The following is a 15,851-nucleotide window of genomic DNA, read 5'->3' on the forward strand; positions in this document are numbered from 1 at the left end:
CGTCGCACACCTGTGGCCCGGGGGACTCCGGGGCCGGCCGGGTGGCCCCGACGGTTGGGCGTGCGCGGCGGTGGGTCCGGCCGGGTTCTGCCCCGCTCGTGAGACCGTCACGGTCCGGTCCTCAGCGGGACCCGTCCGGGGTCTCCGTTCCGTGGCGGCCGGCAGCGTCCGCCGAGCCGTCCCCGGTCACCCTGGTTCCTGGGTGGCGGTGCGCGCACAGGTAGGCGACGGCGAGCGCGATGGCCATTCCGTAGAACACCCACTGGTTGGCCTCGGCGAAGTCCAGCCGGACGGCGTCCATCGAATCCCGCATCAGGGCGGCGACACGGCCGTCGCCGGACGGGGCCTGGGCGTCAGGGTTTCCGGTGACGGCCTCCGCGACCGACCTGGCCGCGTCACCGGCCGGGCCCTCGGGCACTCCCCTCGACGTAAGCGTCTCCACGACCCGGTCGGTGGTGATGTGGGTGAGGATCGTCCCGAAGACGGCGATGCCGACGCTGGCCGCGTAGTTGCGCACGGTCTGGGTGACGCCTGTGACCTCGCCGTACGAGGCTCCGATCGACCGGTTGACGGCATCGGTGGAGGCCGGGGCGAGGAGGAATCCGATGCCCGCCCCGGCGAGCGCGGCGTACGGCCACTGGTCGTGCATCGAGAGGTCCGTGAGTTTGTTCGCCCACAGGGCGAATCCGACGGCCCCCAGCGCCGTACCGAGCTTCATCGCCGGGCGCGCTCCCCGCCGGTCCAGGATCCGCCCGCCCCACTGGGAGGCGATCCCGAAGCCGATGAAGAAGTACAGCAGGTACAGCGCGGCCTGGTTCGGGGAGGCACTCAGCGAGACCTGCGCGTAGACGGAGGCGAAGAAGAACACCGGGACGAACGCCAGCATCGCGAAGAAGAGGACGAGCATGTCGACGGTGAACGCCCGGTCCCTGAAGACCCGCAGCTTGATGAGCGGTTCCTCCACCCGGAGTTCGTAGCGGCAGAACACGACCAGCACGGCGAGCCCGCCCACGATGCACAACCAGGTGAGGACGCTGCTCCAGCCCCACGCGGACGCCTGCTGGAAGCCGAGGACACTCAGCCCCATGCCCACGGCGATCAGGACGGCACCGGGGACGTCGAGCTTCTCCCGGCGACGGGTCTCGGGGATACGGGCCATGGCGGCCAGGACCAGGGCGATCACGGCGACCGGTACGTTCACCCAGAAGATGGCCCGCCAGGTCCAGCCCGTCAGCCATCCGCCGAGCAGAGGTCCGACCGCCGTCAGCGCACCCGAGATCCCGAAGAACAGCGCGAGGGCACGCCCCCGCTTGTCGACCGGGAAGACCGCGATGACGACGGCGAGGGCGGCGGGGAACATCAGCGCCGCTCCGAGCCCCTGCGTCGCGCGGAACACGATCAGCCACGTCTGCGCGAGGCCACCCTCGGGGACACACCCGCACAGCACGGAGGAGAGGACGAAGAGCAGGGTGCCCGCCACCATCACCCTGCGGTGGCCGAGGATGTCGGACAGCCGTCCGCCCAGCGCGAAGAAGGCCGCGAGCGCGAGGAGGTAGGCGTTGACCACCCACTGCATCCCCGAGGACGAGAGGCCGAGTTCGTCGATGATGCGAGGGGCGGCGATGGAGACGATCGTCTGGTCGATGAACGTCATCGACACGGCGAAGAGCATCGCCGCCAGGGTCAGCGTCCGGTTGGCGTCACCCCGTCCGCCCGGCCGGCCCGCCGCGCTCCGGCCGGGGTCCGAGGGGATCTTGTCGGTCGGCATGGTCCGAGTGTGGACCGGACAGGGAACCGCCGCACGTCAGCCTGTCACCCCGCGTACTGCGGATGGCGGCGGCCCGGGACTCCTGACGAGAACACCCGCCGCGACGAGCCCGGCGAGGCCGACGTCCGTGTCCGTGTACTCACCGCCGAGAAGGTGCTCCGTGTACGCGTCCACGTCCAGGGTGAACGGCTCGACGAACTCCTCCGCGTCGGGTGTGGGTTCGGCGACCTTGCGGCAGCCGGTGGCCAGCACCGCGTATCGCACATGGGTGGCGTAGGAGGCCAGGTACGTCCGCATCACGACGTGCGTGGTACCCGCGCGGTATCCGGTCTCCTCCAGGAGCTCCCGCGCCGCCGCGTGCCGGACGTCCTCCCCGGGCTCGATCATGCCGCCGGGGAGCTCCGCCAGGACCTTGCCGGGACCCGGCCGGTACTGCCGGACGAGGATGCCCCGGCCCTCCTCGGTGAACGCGACCAGTGCCACCGTCGGCGCGCCGTCGAGGATGTCCCAGTCCGAGTCCTTGCCGTCCGGCTGTACGTAGGTGCGGCGCCGGACCGTCAGATATCCGGCCGGGTCAGGGCGCTCGCTCTTCAGCGTCCAGGTCAGTGCCTCACGACTCTCCGTCACCACCGGATCATGTCCGTGCCGCCGCCACGCGAAACGGTCCGGGCCCCGGGCGCGGGCCGTCAGACCGCCGGGACCGCCGGGCCGCGCCGCGCACGGCGTTCCGGTCCGGCGCGGACGCGGTGCAGGGCGATCATCGCCTGGTCGTCGTGGGGACGGCCCCCGGAGTGGCGGGCGACGTCCTGGATCAGCAGGTCCAGGATCTGTCCCGGCGTGACGTGGGCACCGGAGGCGAGGCGTCTGCCGAGCAGGTGCGGAAGGCGGCCCACCGGGTCGTAGAAGCGTCCGGAGGAGTCCCGGGACTCGGTGACTCCGTCCGTGAGGCAGAGGAGGGTCGCCCCGGCGGGGAACGCGAAGCTGTCGACCGGCGTGTCCCACGCCCCCAGGTCGCTCATCCCGAGCGGAGGCGCCTCCTCGGAGGTCTCCAGGAGGGTGGCGGCGCCCCGGGTGTCGATGAGCACCGGCGGGGGATGGCCGCGGTTGACCAGGCGTACGGTCTCCAGGTCCTCGGAGAACTCCGCGATGAGGGCCGTCGTGAAGCCCTCCTCCTGCTGCCGGCCCCCGCGCCGGCCGCCCTCGCGCAGGAGCGCCCACTCCAGCCTGCTCACCAGCTGCGCCAGATCCTCCGCCTCGTCCGCCGCGTACCTGAAGGCCCCGAGGTCGGCGCTGACCGCGCTGACCGCGCCGAGTCCCTTGCCCCTCACGTCAGCGACCATCGCGCGGATCCCGTAGGGGGTGCTCTGGACGACGTAGAGGTCTCCGCCGATCAGCGCCTCGCTCTCGGCGGGCACGTACCGCGCGTCGACACGCAGATCCCCCAACCGCGCGGGAGGCCGCGGCAGCAGGGCCCGCTGCGCGACCGCCGCGACGTACTGGGCGCGCCGCGCGCGGGAGTCCTGTCGGCGCAGCATCCGGTGGATCAGGACCGCGAGCGCGGTGACGGCCGCGAGGGTGATCTGGTTCGCCACTCCCGCACGCCAGCCGAAGGTCCCGTCGACCCGTGCGAGAAACGCGTGGACGACCATCGCGGTGATCCCCACGGCGATGATCCCCCGGACGCCGGCCAGCGGCGCCGCGGCGACCGGCGCGGCGATGAGCAGGGGCGCGGACGTGACGTCGTGAGGTGTGGCGAGGTCGACCACCACGGCCAGCACGATGAGGCCGACCGGGATCCAATGTGTTCTCAGCAGCTGCGGCACTCCCCCACGTTGCCCCCGGCCCGGGGCCTCCGCATCCCCGGTCGGACGGGTACGCGCACATGGCGGGGCGCCTGACGGGCACCTGGTCCCGTGGGAGACGGCGGGGCGGCGCCGCTTCCCCGGCCGCTCTCCGGTCCGGTGCCCGACCGGAGACCGGAACGTCGCGTGAACCGCCCGTGTGAGTGCTCGTACTGAGCAGCCGATGTCCGAGGACAGGGGAAGCCATGCGTTTCGGGAAGACCACCGCCGTTGTCACCGCCACCGTCGTCGCGGCTCTTTCCCTCACCGCCTGCGAGCGGGAGGGTGACACGGCGTCCGGCGTCGCCGTGTCCTCCCCCACCGGGGCGCCTTCCACGGCCGGGAGTCCGGGCGGCTCCGGCGGGACCCCGGGGGCCGGCGGCGCGGAGGAGCCCGGCGGCGACAGCCAGGCGTCCGGCTCGTCCGCCCCCGCCCCCGCCCCCGCACCGGACGGCACCTGCCGTACGGCCGGTCTCTCCTTCAGCAGCTCCGGGGGCATGGCGGAGGGAGAGGTGCTGATCAACCTGGAGAACACCGGGCCGGACTCCTGCTCGATGCGCGGTTACCCGGGCCTGGATCTCTCGGGCCGGGACGGGACGGTGAGCGCCGAGCGCAACAGGGACCGGACGGTCCGGACCGTCACCCTCGCTCCCGGGGAGGGAACGAACTTCTCCCTGAACTTCCCGCCGGCCACCTCCGGCGGTTCGGGCACCACCTTCACCTCCGCTCTGGTGACGCCACCGGACGAGACCCACTCGCACCGTATGCGCCTCTCCGTCCGCGTCCAGGTGGACGCCGGCTCCGGCCGGCCCGTCACGGTCAATCCGGTCGGCTCGGGCAAGTAGGGCCTGTGGCCACGGCGGTGAAGGCCCCTCGACCCCTTCACCGGATGCACACATACTGGACCATGTGACCGCATGGTGAGACGGGCTTGCGTCGGCCACCACCTGCGGCGTGTGATCGCGCCTGTGCAAACCGAACAGATAACCCCTGATCAAGCGGGATCCGACGACAAGGCGGCACGACGGGCCGTCACGGTGTTCCCCGTGCTCGTGCTCCTCGCGGGTGTCGCAGGCCTCGTCACTCCCGGCACGTTCGACGGCTGGACGGAGTCCGTTCCGTACCTGCTCGGAATCGTCATGTTCTGCATGGGGCTGACGATGACACCGCTCGACTTCAGGGGTGTGGCCAAGCGCCCGTGGGCCGTGGCCATCGGCCTGGTCGCCCACTACGTCATCATGCCGGGGCTCGGCTGGGCCATCGCCCACCTGCTCGGGCTGCCGCCGCAGCTGGCGGCCGGACTCATCCTGGTGGGTTGCGCGCCGAGTGGCACGGCGTCGAACGTCGTAACCTTCCTCGCCCGGGGTGACGTCGCGCTCTCGGTCTCGGTCGCGACGGTCTCCACGCTCGTGGCCCCGCTGGTGACACCGCCGCTCACGCTCCTGCTGGCGGGTGCGTACCTGCCGGTCGACGCCGGCTCGATGATCACGGACATTCTCAAGACCGTGCTGCTCCCTGTCCTGGGCGGCCTGGTCGTGCGGCTTCTCGCCGGCCGGCTCGTGGACCGGGTCCTGGGCTTCATGCCCTGGCTGTCGTCCGTGGCCATCGCCGCGATCGTCTGCGCCGTCGTGGCGGGAAGCGCCGGCACGATCAAGTCCGCGGCCGTGACGGTGCTGGTCGCCGTCGTGCTGCACAACGGCCTCGGGCTCGCTCTCGGTTACGGTGCCGGAAAGCTCTCCGGTCTCGGCAGGCCCGCGAGCCGCGCCATGGCCTTCGAGGTGGGCATGCAGAACTCGGGGCTGGCCGCATCCCTGGCGACAGCCCACTTCAGCCCGCTGGCGGCGCTTCCCGCCGCGGTGTTCTCCGTCTGGCACAACATCTCCGGCGCCCTGGTCGCCGCCTGGATGTCCCACCGCTCGCGCCGGGACGAGCACGCCGCCCCCCACGCCGTCCCGGCTCCGAGGAACGGGGCCGAGCAGGCCTGAAGGGCAGCACACCGCCACGCGCGGTTCACGACGCGAGGCGCCCGACCGGGGTCCCACCCGGCGGGCGCCTCGCCGCGTCCCGCCACCGTCCCCGTTCCCGTCTCCGGGGACGGACCGGCACGTTTTCCCCGCTCGTCGGCCGCCCACGCGTACGGTCTCCCGCGCTACCCCAGGAAGGCGGCGATCGCGACGAGGACCGGGACGGAGACGATCGTGGACAGCAGTATGGATTCCCTGGCGAGTTGTTCGGCCACCCGGTACTGCGAGGCGTAGGTGTAGAGGTTCTGGGCCGCGGGCAGCGCCGATGTCACGGCCACGTCCAGCAGCGCCGCACCCCGCAGCTGGAGGAGTCCCGCGCCTATCCCCACCGCCACGAGGGGCTGGACCGTCGTCTTGAGCGCGGCCGACAGGATGACGGCGGGCCGGTTCTCCCCGCGCGCGGGCATCCCGCTGCCCCGCAGGGACATACCGAAGGCGAGCAGTACCGCGGGGACCGACATGTTGCCGATCAGGGTGAGGGGTTCGAGCGCCGGCTGCGGGACGGTCCAACCGACGGCTGCCACGGTGACGCCGGAAAGGGAGCCGATCGCCATCGGGTTGCGGAACGGTGTGGTCAGACGCCGGCTCAGGGGGCGCGGCTCCCCGGGGCGGGTCAGGTCGAGGACGGTCAGCGCCAGCGGGGTGACGACGATCTGCTGGAACAGCAGGACGGGCGCGACGAGTGAGGCGTCCCCGAGGACGTAGACGGCGATCGGGATGCCCAGGTTTCCGGCGTTGACGTAGCTGGAGCAGAGGGCGCCGATGGTGACCGGGCCGGCGCCCCACCCCCTGAGGAGCCCGACGACGACGAAGACGGCTGCCGTGGCGGCCGTTCCCGCGGCAGTGACCAGGAGACGCGGCGAGAAGATGACCGTGAGGTCCGCGCCCGCCAGGGTCGTGAAGAGCAGTGCGGGCGTCGCGACCTTGAAGGCGAGCCCGGTGAGGACGGTACGGCCGTCGTCCCCCAGGTGTCCGCGGCGCCCGAGGAGGTAGCCGATGCCTATGACCGCGGCGATGACCGCGAATCCGGTGAGAACGCCCTGCATGCGAATCCTTGCCGCCGAATCGTGGAGGCCTCCCGCGGACGGTGGCTCCGGGTGGTGCCGGACGACGTGAGGCCGGGCGGCCCCGGGTCCGCCCGTCGACGGAGCACCGCCGTCGCTGCCCCGCGCGTGACCCGTCGCAGGTCACCACCCCGGGCCACCCTACGATCACGTGCCGGGCGGGGTTCTCGCGGGCCCCACGGCGGGCCGTCGCGTGGGGGCCGGTGCCGCCGGGACGGCAGCCTGACGGAGGTTCACCTCCACCGCGCCGGTGACATCGGGGCGACGGCCGGCCTCTCCGGCTTCCGCCATGGCGGAGGCCGGTCATCCGTTTGGGTTCCGCCAGGACGTCGTGCAGGTCGCGAACCAGCGCTCCCGGGCGACGCTGACCGCTGAACGGATCGAGCAGCTGTCCGCCGTCGGGATGCGGTGGACGTGACGGCCAGGGCCACCATCGTCTCCGGACGCCGTTCGCCGGCTGGAGGCCCGGACGGGCGTCAGTGCCGCGGTCGCCGTCTGTCACCGCCCCGGCGAGGTCGAGGCTGGCATACACGCTCCCGATCTCCTGTGAGCGCAGGTAGGCCGTCATCTGAGTGGTCAGGTGACGGGCCGCGGTCGACGAAGGCACGGCGGAATCGAACCTCAGGTTGCCACGGAAGAGATTGCTGTTGGAGGCGTCCGCTCTTCTCGATGATGGTGACAGCGACGATCAGCGTCTGGAGGCACGCGGCGATCGTTTCGCCGTCCTGGGCGAAGCGCCCCCACGTCCATCGGGCTACGGTGCCGCCGGCGATTACAGCGCTGTCACCCGCGGCACTCTGGCGGGGGCTTCACGCTTGGCCTCGGGGCGGGCCGCAGGCCACCGAGCGCATTGCGCACCGCAACTCGCCCGACCATATGAAAGGACCTCGGGTGGGAGTCGACTGGGTGGACACGGATCTTGCGCAGCACGACCGCTACAGCCGCAGGCGTTCCAGGGACCAGCTGGGCTACTTCCTCGCGGACGCCCGCCACGATGGCCGCGCGGTAGGTGGACAGTTCCTCCGGAGTGAGGACGTCTCCCTGAACAGTCATGGCTGGAGCTGTCTCCAGGGTGATGCCGGCTCTCCCCGGCTCGAAGTCCACGACGACCTCGGCGAAATCGGAAGGGCAGGTGCTCTGCCACGCATACACGGCGCGGACCCCGCGAATCGGATGAGAAGGAAACGTGCCGGCCTCGAACTGCATGCAATCACGATAGTCCGACAGGCGAACACCACCCCGCCATGTCCTTGAAGGCCCGCCCTACGGCGGCACCGCGTCCGTACTCGGCCGGACGCTGGGTCAGCGGAGCTCGCGGGCGGTGTGCCGACTTGGGCCCACGTCGGCTCCGGAGACTCCTTCGTCCTTGCGCCGGTGAGGCCGTCGAGGTGCGTCCCGGGGAGGCGGGCCCGTTCGGCTCACGGGGTGCGCGCGAACCAGGTGGGGCCGTCGGTGAGGGACTGCTTGATCCTGAACAGGGAGAAGTCGCTCAGTCGCGGCAGGGCGTCGACGTCGAACCACGCGACCTCGAGGGACTCGTCGTCGTTGACCCGCGCCTCCCCGCCGGTGGCCCGGCAGCGGAAGGTGATGTCGACGTACTGACAGCGGTCACCGTTGGCGTACTGCACGGGCTTCAGCGCCTGGGTGAGCACGACACGCTCCGCGACGCACCGCACCCCCGTCTCCTCGAGCGTCTCCCGCTCGGCCGTCGCGGCGGGCTCCTCGCCAGGCTCCGCGATGCCCCCGATGACCGACCAGTTGCCGGTGTCGGCCCGCCGGTTGAGCAGGACCCGGCCGGCGTCGTCGAAGACGACGGCGGTGACCCCGGGCAGCAGGAGGAGCTGGTGGCCGGCGGTGGCCCGGATCTCGCGGATGAAGTCTGGAGTAGCCATGCGCCCGACCCTACGTGGCCGCGTGACGGTGTCCCGCCCCGCCCGCGGTCAGGACCTCGTCTCCTTCCGCGCGCGCACCGACCGGGCCGTCGCCCAGCCGAGGCCGGCCAGGGCGAGCAGGGACAGGACCCCTTCCGGCAGGGCTCCCATACGGGTGGCGGGCGTGAGCGAGGAGCGCAGCGGCACCTCGTCGACGAGGGCGTCCGGGGTGAACATCCTGGTCTTCTCCACGATCGTTCCGTCCGGCCTGATCACCGCGCTGACACCGCTGGTGACGGGGACGACGACCGCCCGGCCGTGTTCCACCGCCCGGACCTGGCTCATGGCGAGCTGCTGGTAGGTCATCTCGCTGCGCCCGAAGGTGGCGTTGTTGCTGGGTACGGCGATCATCTGGCCGCCGGCCTTCACGGTGTCCCGTACGGCGTCGTCGAACGCGGCCTCGTAGCAGGTCACCAGTCCGACCTTGGTACCCGCGAGGTCGAAGACGCCGACCGCGGTGCCGGGGCCGAAGTCCCGCTGGACCCGGTCGACGTCCTTGCTGAAGATCCTCGCGACCGACCTCATCGGCATGTACTCGCCGAAGGGCTGGATGTGCCGCTTGTCGTAGGTGTCCACGGGACCCTGCTTCGGGTCCCAGGCGATCAGGGTGTTGCGCAGCGGCCCCTCGTCCGGGGTCAGGACGGCGCCGATGACGGTGGGCGCGCCGATCGCCCGCACCGCCTTGTCGATGACCTCGCGCGCGTCGGGGTTGCGGTACGGGTCGAGGTCGGAGGAGTTCTCCGGCCACAGCACGAAGTCGGGCTGTTTCACCTTGCCCGCCGCGACGTCCTCGGCCAGCTGTTCCGTCCGCTTCGCGTGGTTGTCCAGGACGGCCCGGCGCTGGGAGTTGAAGTCCAGCCCGAGCCGCGGAACGTTGCCCTGCACCGCTGCCACGGTGGCGGTGCCGTCCTCGGGCGAGTCGTCCACGAGCGGGAGGGCCGCGAGCGCCGCGGCGACGGGGGCGGCCACGGTGACCGCCGCGGCGATCACGGCGGCGCGGGGCACGCTGCGGGTGGCCCGGTAGCGGCGGACCTGCCGTGCGGCCTCCAGGAGTCCGAATCCGCACAGGACGACGGCGAACGAGAGCAGGGGGGTGCCGCCGAGCGCGGCGAGCGGGAGGAACGCGCTGTCGGCCTGGCCGAAGGCGATCCGGCCCCAGGGGAAGCCGCCGAAGGGGACGCGGGCCCGGAGCGCCTCGTCGAGTGTCCAGACGGCCGCCGCCCACACGGGCCAGTACGGAAGTCTGGACACCGCGGTGATCCCGGCACAGCCGATGGCGATGAACAGCGCTTCGGCGAAGGCGAGGGCGAGCCAGGGGACGGGGCCGACCTCCTCGCCGGTCCAGTGCAGCAGCGGCAGCATGAAGCCGAGGCCCGCGAGGAGGCCCAGTCCCAGGGCGGCCCGCGTCCTGCGGGCGGTGAGGACCCAGCCCAGCAGTGCGAACCCGGGCAGCACCAGCCACCACAGGGGCCTGGGCGGGAAGCTCGCGTAGAGCATGACGCCCGAGAGCACGGCCGCGGCCGGCCGGACGAACCGCTGCCAGGGCTTCGTACCGCGGGACGTGGGGGCGGGCGACGGGTCGTCGAGGGTGGTGATGGTGGCGCTCACCTGCCGGAGTCTACGGTGGGCGGCTGTGAGGGCGGCAGGCGCTCCACCTGCCGCGGGACTCAGGTGCCCGTGGGCCCGGTCCTGCCGGCCGCCGTCAGGTGCAGCCGGTCCCGGATGAAGCGCACGGCGGCCTCCGCGTCGTCCACGGTGACGGTGAACGTCCGGCCGTCCCCGAGCCTGAGCACGAGGCCCTCGCCCCGGCGCACGACGACGGCCGTGCCCTTCTCCGGACGCCAGCGGTAGCCCCAGCCGCCCCACTGGCGCGGGGTCACCTTGGGGGCGAAGTCCGCGCCGACCACATGGGTGAGCAGGATCCGGCGTCTGGGGAGTCCGGCGTGGCCGCAGCGCACCTCCAGGGCGTCGCCGTCGACCTTCACCGCGACGTGGACGAAGGCGAGGGTGCCGAAGAGGATCAGCAGCCCCGCGGCGACGCAGCCGATCACGGACACGATCAGCGCGGCGCTCCAGGCGGAGTCGACCGCCAGCTCGATCCCGAGGGCCAGACACCCCGCGCCCGCGGCGGCGAGCAGCCACTGGAATCGGTTGGTGGCCCGGCCCGTCCAGACCGTGCTCGGGGCCTGGCTCGAACCGTGCCGCGTCCTGCCGGGGTGGTCCGTCATGCCCAGCAGCGTACCCACGTTCCCGGCGAAGCGGCGGGGCGTGGCGGCGCGCGGACCGCTCAGACGGCGGGGCTGACCGCCTTGAGCAGGCGCCCCTCGGCGTAGGCCAGGGCGGGCTCCGTGAGGTCTGCGGCGTGTCCGCCGAGGAGCACGGTGAGCGTGCCGGCCGGTTCGGCCGACGGAGCGGGCGTGGCCCCGATCCGTCGCAGTGCCTGCGCGGCGACGGCTTCCGCCGAGCCGTGGAGGACGAGCGGGGAGCGGACGGTCCTGCCGGCTTCCACCGCCGCGCGGATGCGGCCGGCGACGAGCTCGTAGTGGGTGCAGCCGAGGACGACGTCCGTCACGTCGGCCGGGGTGAGCTCGGCCGCTGCGGCCACGGCTCGGTCGATCGCTTCCTCGTCGGCCCGCTCGACGGCGTCCGCGAGGCCCGGGCAGGGCACCTCGGTGACGTCCGCCGAACGGGCGAAGTCGCGGATCAGCCCTCGCTGGTACGGGCTCCCGGTGGTGGCGGGCGTCGCCCAGATGGCGAAGGGGCCGCCGCCCGCGGCCGCGGGCTTGATCGCGGGGACGGTGCCGACGACCGGCAGCCCGGGCTCCAGTTCGGCGCGGAGGGCGGGCAGCGCGTGGACGGAGGCGGTGTTGCAGGCGACGATCAGGGCGTCGGGGAGCCGTCCCGCGGCCGCACGTGCCACATCGAGAGCGAGCCGGGTCACGTCCTCGGGCGTACGCGGTCCCCAGGGCATGGAGGCGGGATCGGACGACAGCACCAGATCGGCGTCGGGCCTCAGCCGGCGCACCGCGGCCGCTGCCGCGAGCAGGCCGATTCCCGAGTCCATGAGTGCGATCTTCACCCGGTCACCATAGTCGACCGCCCGTGCGCTGCCGTCGGCGTGGGGCAGACTTCGACGAATGAGCGCCCTTGCCTGGATCGCCGTGGGTTCCCTGACCGTGTGGGTGTGGCTGCTGCTGGGCCAGGGGTTCTTCTGGCGCACCGACCAGCGGCTCCCGGCACGGCGGGAGCCCGCGCGCTGGCCCTCGGTGGCCGTGGTCGTCCCGGCCAGGGACGAGGCGGAGGTCCTGCCGATGAGTCTGCCGTCCCTCCTGTCCCAGGACTATCCGGGTGCGGCCGAGATCTTCCTCGTGGACGACTGCAGCGAGGACCGCACGGGTGAGCTGGCCCTGTCGCTCTCCGAACGGTTCGGAGGGCTGCCGTTGACGGTGCTGGCCCCGGGTGAGCCGGAGGCGGGGTGGACGGGCAAGCTCTGGGCGCTGCGGCACGGGATGGCGGCGGCGCGGGAGCGACGGCCCGACTTCCTGCTCCTGACGGACGCCGACATCGCGCACGAGCCGGACAGCCTGCGTGAACTCGTCGCCGCGGCCGGCGCCGAGGGGGACGGCGGCTTCGACCTCGTGTCCCAGATGGCCAGGCTGCGGGTGACGAGCGCGTGGGAACGCCTGGTGGTCCCGGCGTTCGTCTATTTCTTCGGACAGCTCTACCCGTTCCGCCGGGTCAACTCGGCACGGTCACGGACCGCCGCGGCGGCGGGCGGCTGCGTGCTGCTGCGGACGGAAGCGGCCGACCGGGCGAGGCTGCCCGATGCCATCCGCCAGGCGGTGATCGACGACGTGTCCCTCGCGCGTGCGGTGAGCCGGTCGGGCGGCCGCGTCTGGCTGGGGCTCGCGGACCGCGTCGAGAGCGTGCGGCCGTATCCGCGCCTCCTGGACCTGTGGCGGATGGTGTCGCGCAGTGCGTACGCACAGCTGCGGCACAGTCCCGCCCTGCTGGCCGGGACCGTGCTGGGGCTCGCCCTGGTCTACCTCGCCCCGCCGCTCACCCTGGTGGCGGGGGCGGCGACGGGCGACGCGGTGGCAGCGGCGGCGGGCGGAACGGCCTGGGCCGTGATGACGGGGACGTACGCGCCCATGCTCCGGTACTACCGGCAGCCGCTCTGGCCGGCTCCGCTGCTCCCCTTCACCGCGTTCCTCTACCTGCTGATGACGGTGGACTCCGCGGTGCTGCACCACCGGGGCCGCGGCGCGGCCTGGAAGGGGCGGACGTACGCCCGTCCCGAGGCCGCTCCGGAGTCCTGAGCGCTCCCGTGGCCGGGAACGTCCCGGGTCACTTGCGTCCGGGGGTCCAGTTCATGCCCCAGCCGTAGGCCGCGTCTATGGTCCGCTGCGGGCTGACCCCGCGCTGGGGCACCAGATAGCGCGCCTCGCGCTGGACGGTGAGGTCGCCGCTCCCGTTGTTGGTGATCATCGCGAGGGCGCACACGGTGGACGGCACGGTGCACTCGTCGAGGGAGAAGTCGATGGGGGCGCCGTTCTGGGGCTGGAGCGTGACCGTGGCGTGCAGGTCGGCGAAGCTGCGGGCGCCTTCGTAGATGGTCACGAAGATCAGGACCCGGCGAAGTCTGTCCTTGTGGTCGAGGTTGACGGTGAGGTTCTCGCCGGTGGAGACGGCCCCGGTGCGGTCGTCGCCGTCGAGGTGGATGTAGGGCGGCTGCCGGAGCGATCCGAATGCGTTCCCGAGTGCCTGAACCACCCCCTTCCGCCCGTCGGTCAGTTCGTACAGGGCGCAGAGGTCGAGGTCCAGGTCGGCGTGGACGGCGACGGCCCTGCCGAGCTTCGCGCCCCAGCCCTTGAACTGCTTGCGTACCTCCCAGTTGAGGTTGACCCTCAGCGCGCCGGAGGTCCCGCCCTGCTTGGACAGCGACACCGACGGTGTCTCCTTGGTCAGCGTGACCTTCGTCAGCCGCACGGGCTGCGCCGCCGGGGGCGCGGGGGGCGGTGTGGCGGGAGCCTGGGGCGCGACCGCGGGAACGGGAGGCCGGCCAGCGGCGGGAGGCCGAGGGGCCTGCTGCGGTGGCGCCTGCCGGGGTTCGTCGACGGAGATCCCGAAGTCCGTGGCGAGTCCGGCGAGTCCGGTGCCGTATCCCTGGCCGACAGCCCTGAACTTCCAGGCCCCCTGGCGCAGATAGAGCTCACCGAGGATGAACGCGGTCTCCACCGTCGCGTCCGCGCTCTCGAAGCGGGCGATCTCGGATCCGTTCGCCTGGTCGACCACGCTGACGTAGAGGCCCGTCACCCGGCTGAAGGGCCCTCCGTCGGCCGAAGCCGCGATCACGATGCGGTCGATCGCCGGCTCCACCCGGGAGAAGTCCACGGCGAGGGTGTCCGTGACCGTACCCGCCGCGGTCCGCTTCCCCTCGTGGCGCACCGCGCCGGACCCGTGCACCGGCTGGTTGTAGAAGACGAAGTCCGCGTCGTCGCGTACCTTCCCCGCCACGAGCAGCAGCGCGGACGCGTCCACGTCCGGGGCTCCGGGCGATGTCCGCCAGCCCAGCTCGATCCGTACGGCCCCCGCCGGCACCGCGACGTTCGTACCCTTTTGCATGGTCATGCTCGCCCCCAACACGAGTCCGGTGGTCCGGAGAATCTCCCGACAACCTAGACCCCGGGGCGCCGGTGCGCCCACAGTCCCGTCAGGGAGTGAGGTGCCCCCGGGTCAGCCGGACGGCGCCGAACGCCGGAGCCGGGTCCCGGGCACGCCGGTTCCGGCCCTCCTCAGCCGGCGTACACGGTCCGGAAGCGGTCGCGCCGGTCCGGATCGCGGTCGACGACGAGGACCGGTGCGCCGTCCCACTGAAGGACTCCGATGCCCGGCACACGGGAGAAGCGGATGCGCCCGCGGGTTCCGTCGACGGCGACGTCTCCCCAGGCCGCAGCGGTACGCACCCCGTCCACCCCTTGGGTACGCAGCATCCGGGCGAGGACCGTGACGGTGTCGTATCCCTCGAACGCCACGAAGGAGGGCTCCTCGCCCAGGTGTTCACGCAGGGCCGCGCCCACGCGCAGGCCGAGCGGGCCGAGTCGCTCGGGCAGGTAGCGGAGGAAGGGGATCGCGGCGCCGTCCCTCCCGAGTGACCGCTCCCACCCGGCGAACTCCGGCTGTCCGGCCGGGGCGCCGATCGTGAGCCCGCTCAGGCGCCGGTCCCTGCGTGCGGCCCGGACGAGGGGGACGGCCGGCTCGGGCTGGCCGGTCAGGAGGAGGAGAGCGGTGGCGCCGACGGCCACGACCTCGTCGCACATCCCGGCGGGGGTGAGGGCGCGCGCGTCGAGTCCGGCGACGCTCCCGCCGCGTGCGGCGAAACGGTCCCGCAGGACGGATGCCCCCGCGGCCCAGTAGGCACCCGGGTCGGTCGCCACCGCGATGCGTGTGTGGCCTGCGCCGAGCAGGAAGTCGGCGTAGAGCCGCCAGCCGCGCGACTGCGGCGGGGAGATGCGGGCGACCCGGTCCGTCGGTTCGTCGGTCAGCGCGTCCAGCACCGCCGAGGAGCAGAGGAAGGGCAGTGAGAGTTCGGCCGCCCGCGAAGCCGCCGCGCGAGCGACCACGCTGTGGTACTCCCCGACCAGGGCGGTCACACCTGAGCCGGCCAGTTCGTCCACGGCGGCGACGGCCCTGGACGGATCCGCGGCGGTGTCCCTGACCACGAGTTCGAGCGGTCTGCCGCTCACCCCTCCCCCGGCGTTGGCCTCTTTGACCGCCAGCTCCAGTCCGGCGAGCAGATGTCTGCCCGCCTCCACCCAGCCGGGCGGCGAGAGCGGGGCGAGCGCACCGATCCGGACGGTGCTCCCCGCTGCGTTCACAGGCGCTGCGTTCATGGGCCGGTGTCTCCCCCTCTGCGGATACGGATGTCTCGGCCCGGGCGGTGAGCGGGCGCCGGAGGCCGCCGTGGGCGCGTGCTGCCGCGCTCGGCACCGGGCGGGACACGGTCCGCCGGGCCGCAGTGGGCACACCGCCGCCGCGGTGTCCGCGGAAACGTCACCGCGAATTCACGCGGCCTTCGGCGGGCCTGATCAAATCGGCCGGGGCGCCATAGGGACCGGCCGCCGAAATGCGCCGGCCGCCGGCCTCGGCAAGGCCCTCTACGGCCGGCCCGCACCGTAATGGCCCTATGCCATCCATGAGTTCCCCCGAAAGCCCGAGCGCGC

Annotated in this window: 14 protein-coding genes; 3 read left to right on the top strand and 11 right to left on the bottom strand. The window is 72.7% G+C overall.

What is annotated here, in order from left to right:
* Positions 1–121 precede the first annotated feature (121 nt).
* Genes ACFXOA_RS12425 through ACFXOA_RS12435 form a run of 3 tightly spaced genes read right to left on the bottom strand, consistent with a single transcriptional unit; the run spans position 122 to position 3,591 of the window.
* Positions 122–1,768 carry an MFS transporter gene (locus tag ACFXOA_RS12425; RefSeq protein WP_385025711.1) on the bottom strand — a complete coding sequence of 549 codons (1,647 nt, stop codon included), beginning with the start codon at positions 1,766–1,768 and terminating at the stop codon, positions 122–124.
* A gap of 36 nt (positions 1,769–1,804) precedes the next feature.
* Positions 1,805–2,395, bottom strand: a complete 591-nt coding sequence (locus ACFXOA_RS12430) for an NUDIX hydrolase (protein WP_385025714.1) — start codon at positions 2,393–2,395, stop codon at positions 1,805–1,807.
* A 59-nt stretch (positions 2,396–2,454) separates the two neighbouring features.
* Positions 2,455–3,591 (bottom strand): PP2C family protein-serine/threonine phosphatase, encoded by a 1,137-nt coding sequence (locus ACFXOA_RS12435; protein WP_385025717.1) that lies wholly within the window; start codon positions 3,589–3,591, stop codon positions 2,455–2,457.
* Positions 3,592–3,815: 224 nt separating this feature from the next.
* Between ACFXOA_RS12435 and ACFXOA_RS12440 the strand changes: the two genes are divergently transcribed.
* Entirely contained in the window at positions 3,816–4,454 is a 639-nt protein-coding gene (locus tag ACFXOA_RS12440) for a DUF4232 domain-containing protein (protein ID WP_385025719.1), read from the top strand.
* 123 nt (positions 4,455–4,577) lie between these two features.
* A complete protein-coding gene (locus tag ACFXOA_RS12445; protein WP_385025722.1) occupies positions 4,578–5,594 on the top strand; it encodes a bile acid:sodium symporter family protein in 1,017 nt (338 codons plus the stop codon).
* 164 nt (positions 5,595–5,758) lie between these two features.
* Here ACFXOA_RS12445 and ACFXOA_RS12450 read toward each other — a convergent pair whose 3' ends face one another.
* The 6 genes from ACFXOA_RS12450 to ACFXOA_RS12475 form a co-directional block, all read right to left on the bottom strand.
* Entirely contained in the window at positions 5,759–6,679 is a 921-nt protein-coding gene (locus ACFXOA_RS12450; protein ID WP_385025725.1) for an AEC family transporter, read from the bottom strand.
* Between the two features lie 801 nt (positions 6,680–7,480).
* The gene (locus tag ACFXOA_RS12455) at positions 7,481–7,903 is read right to left on the bottom strand and encodes a hypothetical protein (RefSeq protein WP_385025728.1); all 423 of its coding nucleotides are present in this window, start codon (positions 7,901–7,903) and stop codon (positions 7,481–7,483) included.
* A gap of 212 nt (positions 7,904–8,115) precedes the next feature.
* Positions 8,116–8,589: an NUDIX domain-containing protein gene (locus ACFXOA_RS12460; protein WP_385025731.1), complete on the bottom strand. Its 474-nt coding sequence runs from the start codon at positions 8,587–8,589 to the stop codon at positions 8,116–8,118.
* 48 nt (positions 8,590–8,637) lie between these two features.
* A complete protein-coding gene (lnt, locus tag ACFXOA_RS12465; protein WP_385025734.1) occupies positions 8,638–10,236 on the bottom strand; it encodes an apolipoprotein N-acyltransferase in 1,599 nt (532 codons plus the stop codon).
* Positions 10,237–10,295: 59 nt separating this feature from the next.
* Positions 10,296–10,856 (bottom strand): hypothetical protein, encoded by a 561-nt coding sequence (locus tag ACFXOA_RS12470; protein ID WP_385025737.1) that lies wholly within the window; start codon positions 10,854–10,856, stop codon positions 10,296–10,298.
* A gap of 59 nt (positions 10,857–10,915) precedes the next feature.
* Positions 10,916–11,707, bottom strand: a complete 792-nt coding sequence (locus tag ACFXOA_RS12475) for a glutamate racemase (RefSeq protein WP_385025740.1) — start codon at positions 11,705–11,707, stop codon at positions 10,916–10,918.
* 58 nt (positions 11,708–11,765) lie between these two features.
* On the opposite strand from ACFXOA_RS12475, the gene ACFXOA_RS12480 reads away from it, so the two are divergent.
* Entirely contained in the window at positions 11,766–12,947 is a 1,182-nt protein-coding gene (locus ACFXOA_RS12480; protein ID WP_385025743.1) for a glycosyltransferase, read from the top strand.
* A gap of 28 nt (positions 12,948–12,975) precedes the next feature.
* Here the strand turns inward: ACFXOA_RS12480 and ACFXOA_RS12485 are convergent, their stop codons facing one another.
* A complete protein-coding gene (locus tag ACFXOA_RS12485; protein ID WP_385025746.1) occupies positions 12,976–14,259 on the bottom strand; it encodes a TerD family protein in 1,284 nt (427 codons plus the stop codon).
* A gap of 164 nt (positions 14,260–14,423) precedes the next feature.
* Entirely contained in the window at positions 14,424–15,521 is a 1,098-nt protein-coding gene (locus ACFXOA_RS12490) for an ABC transporter substrate-binding protein (protein ID WP_385025749.1), read from the bottom strand.
* Positions 15,522–15,851: the final 330 nt, after the last annotated feature.

The organism is Streptomyces sp. NPDC059166 (genome assembly GCF_042755185.1).
GTDB lineage: Bacteria > Actinomycetota > Actinomycetes > Streptomycetales > Streptomycetaceae > Streptomyces.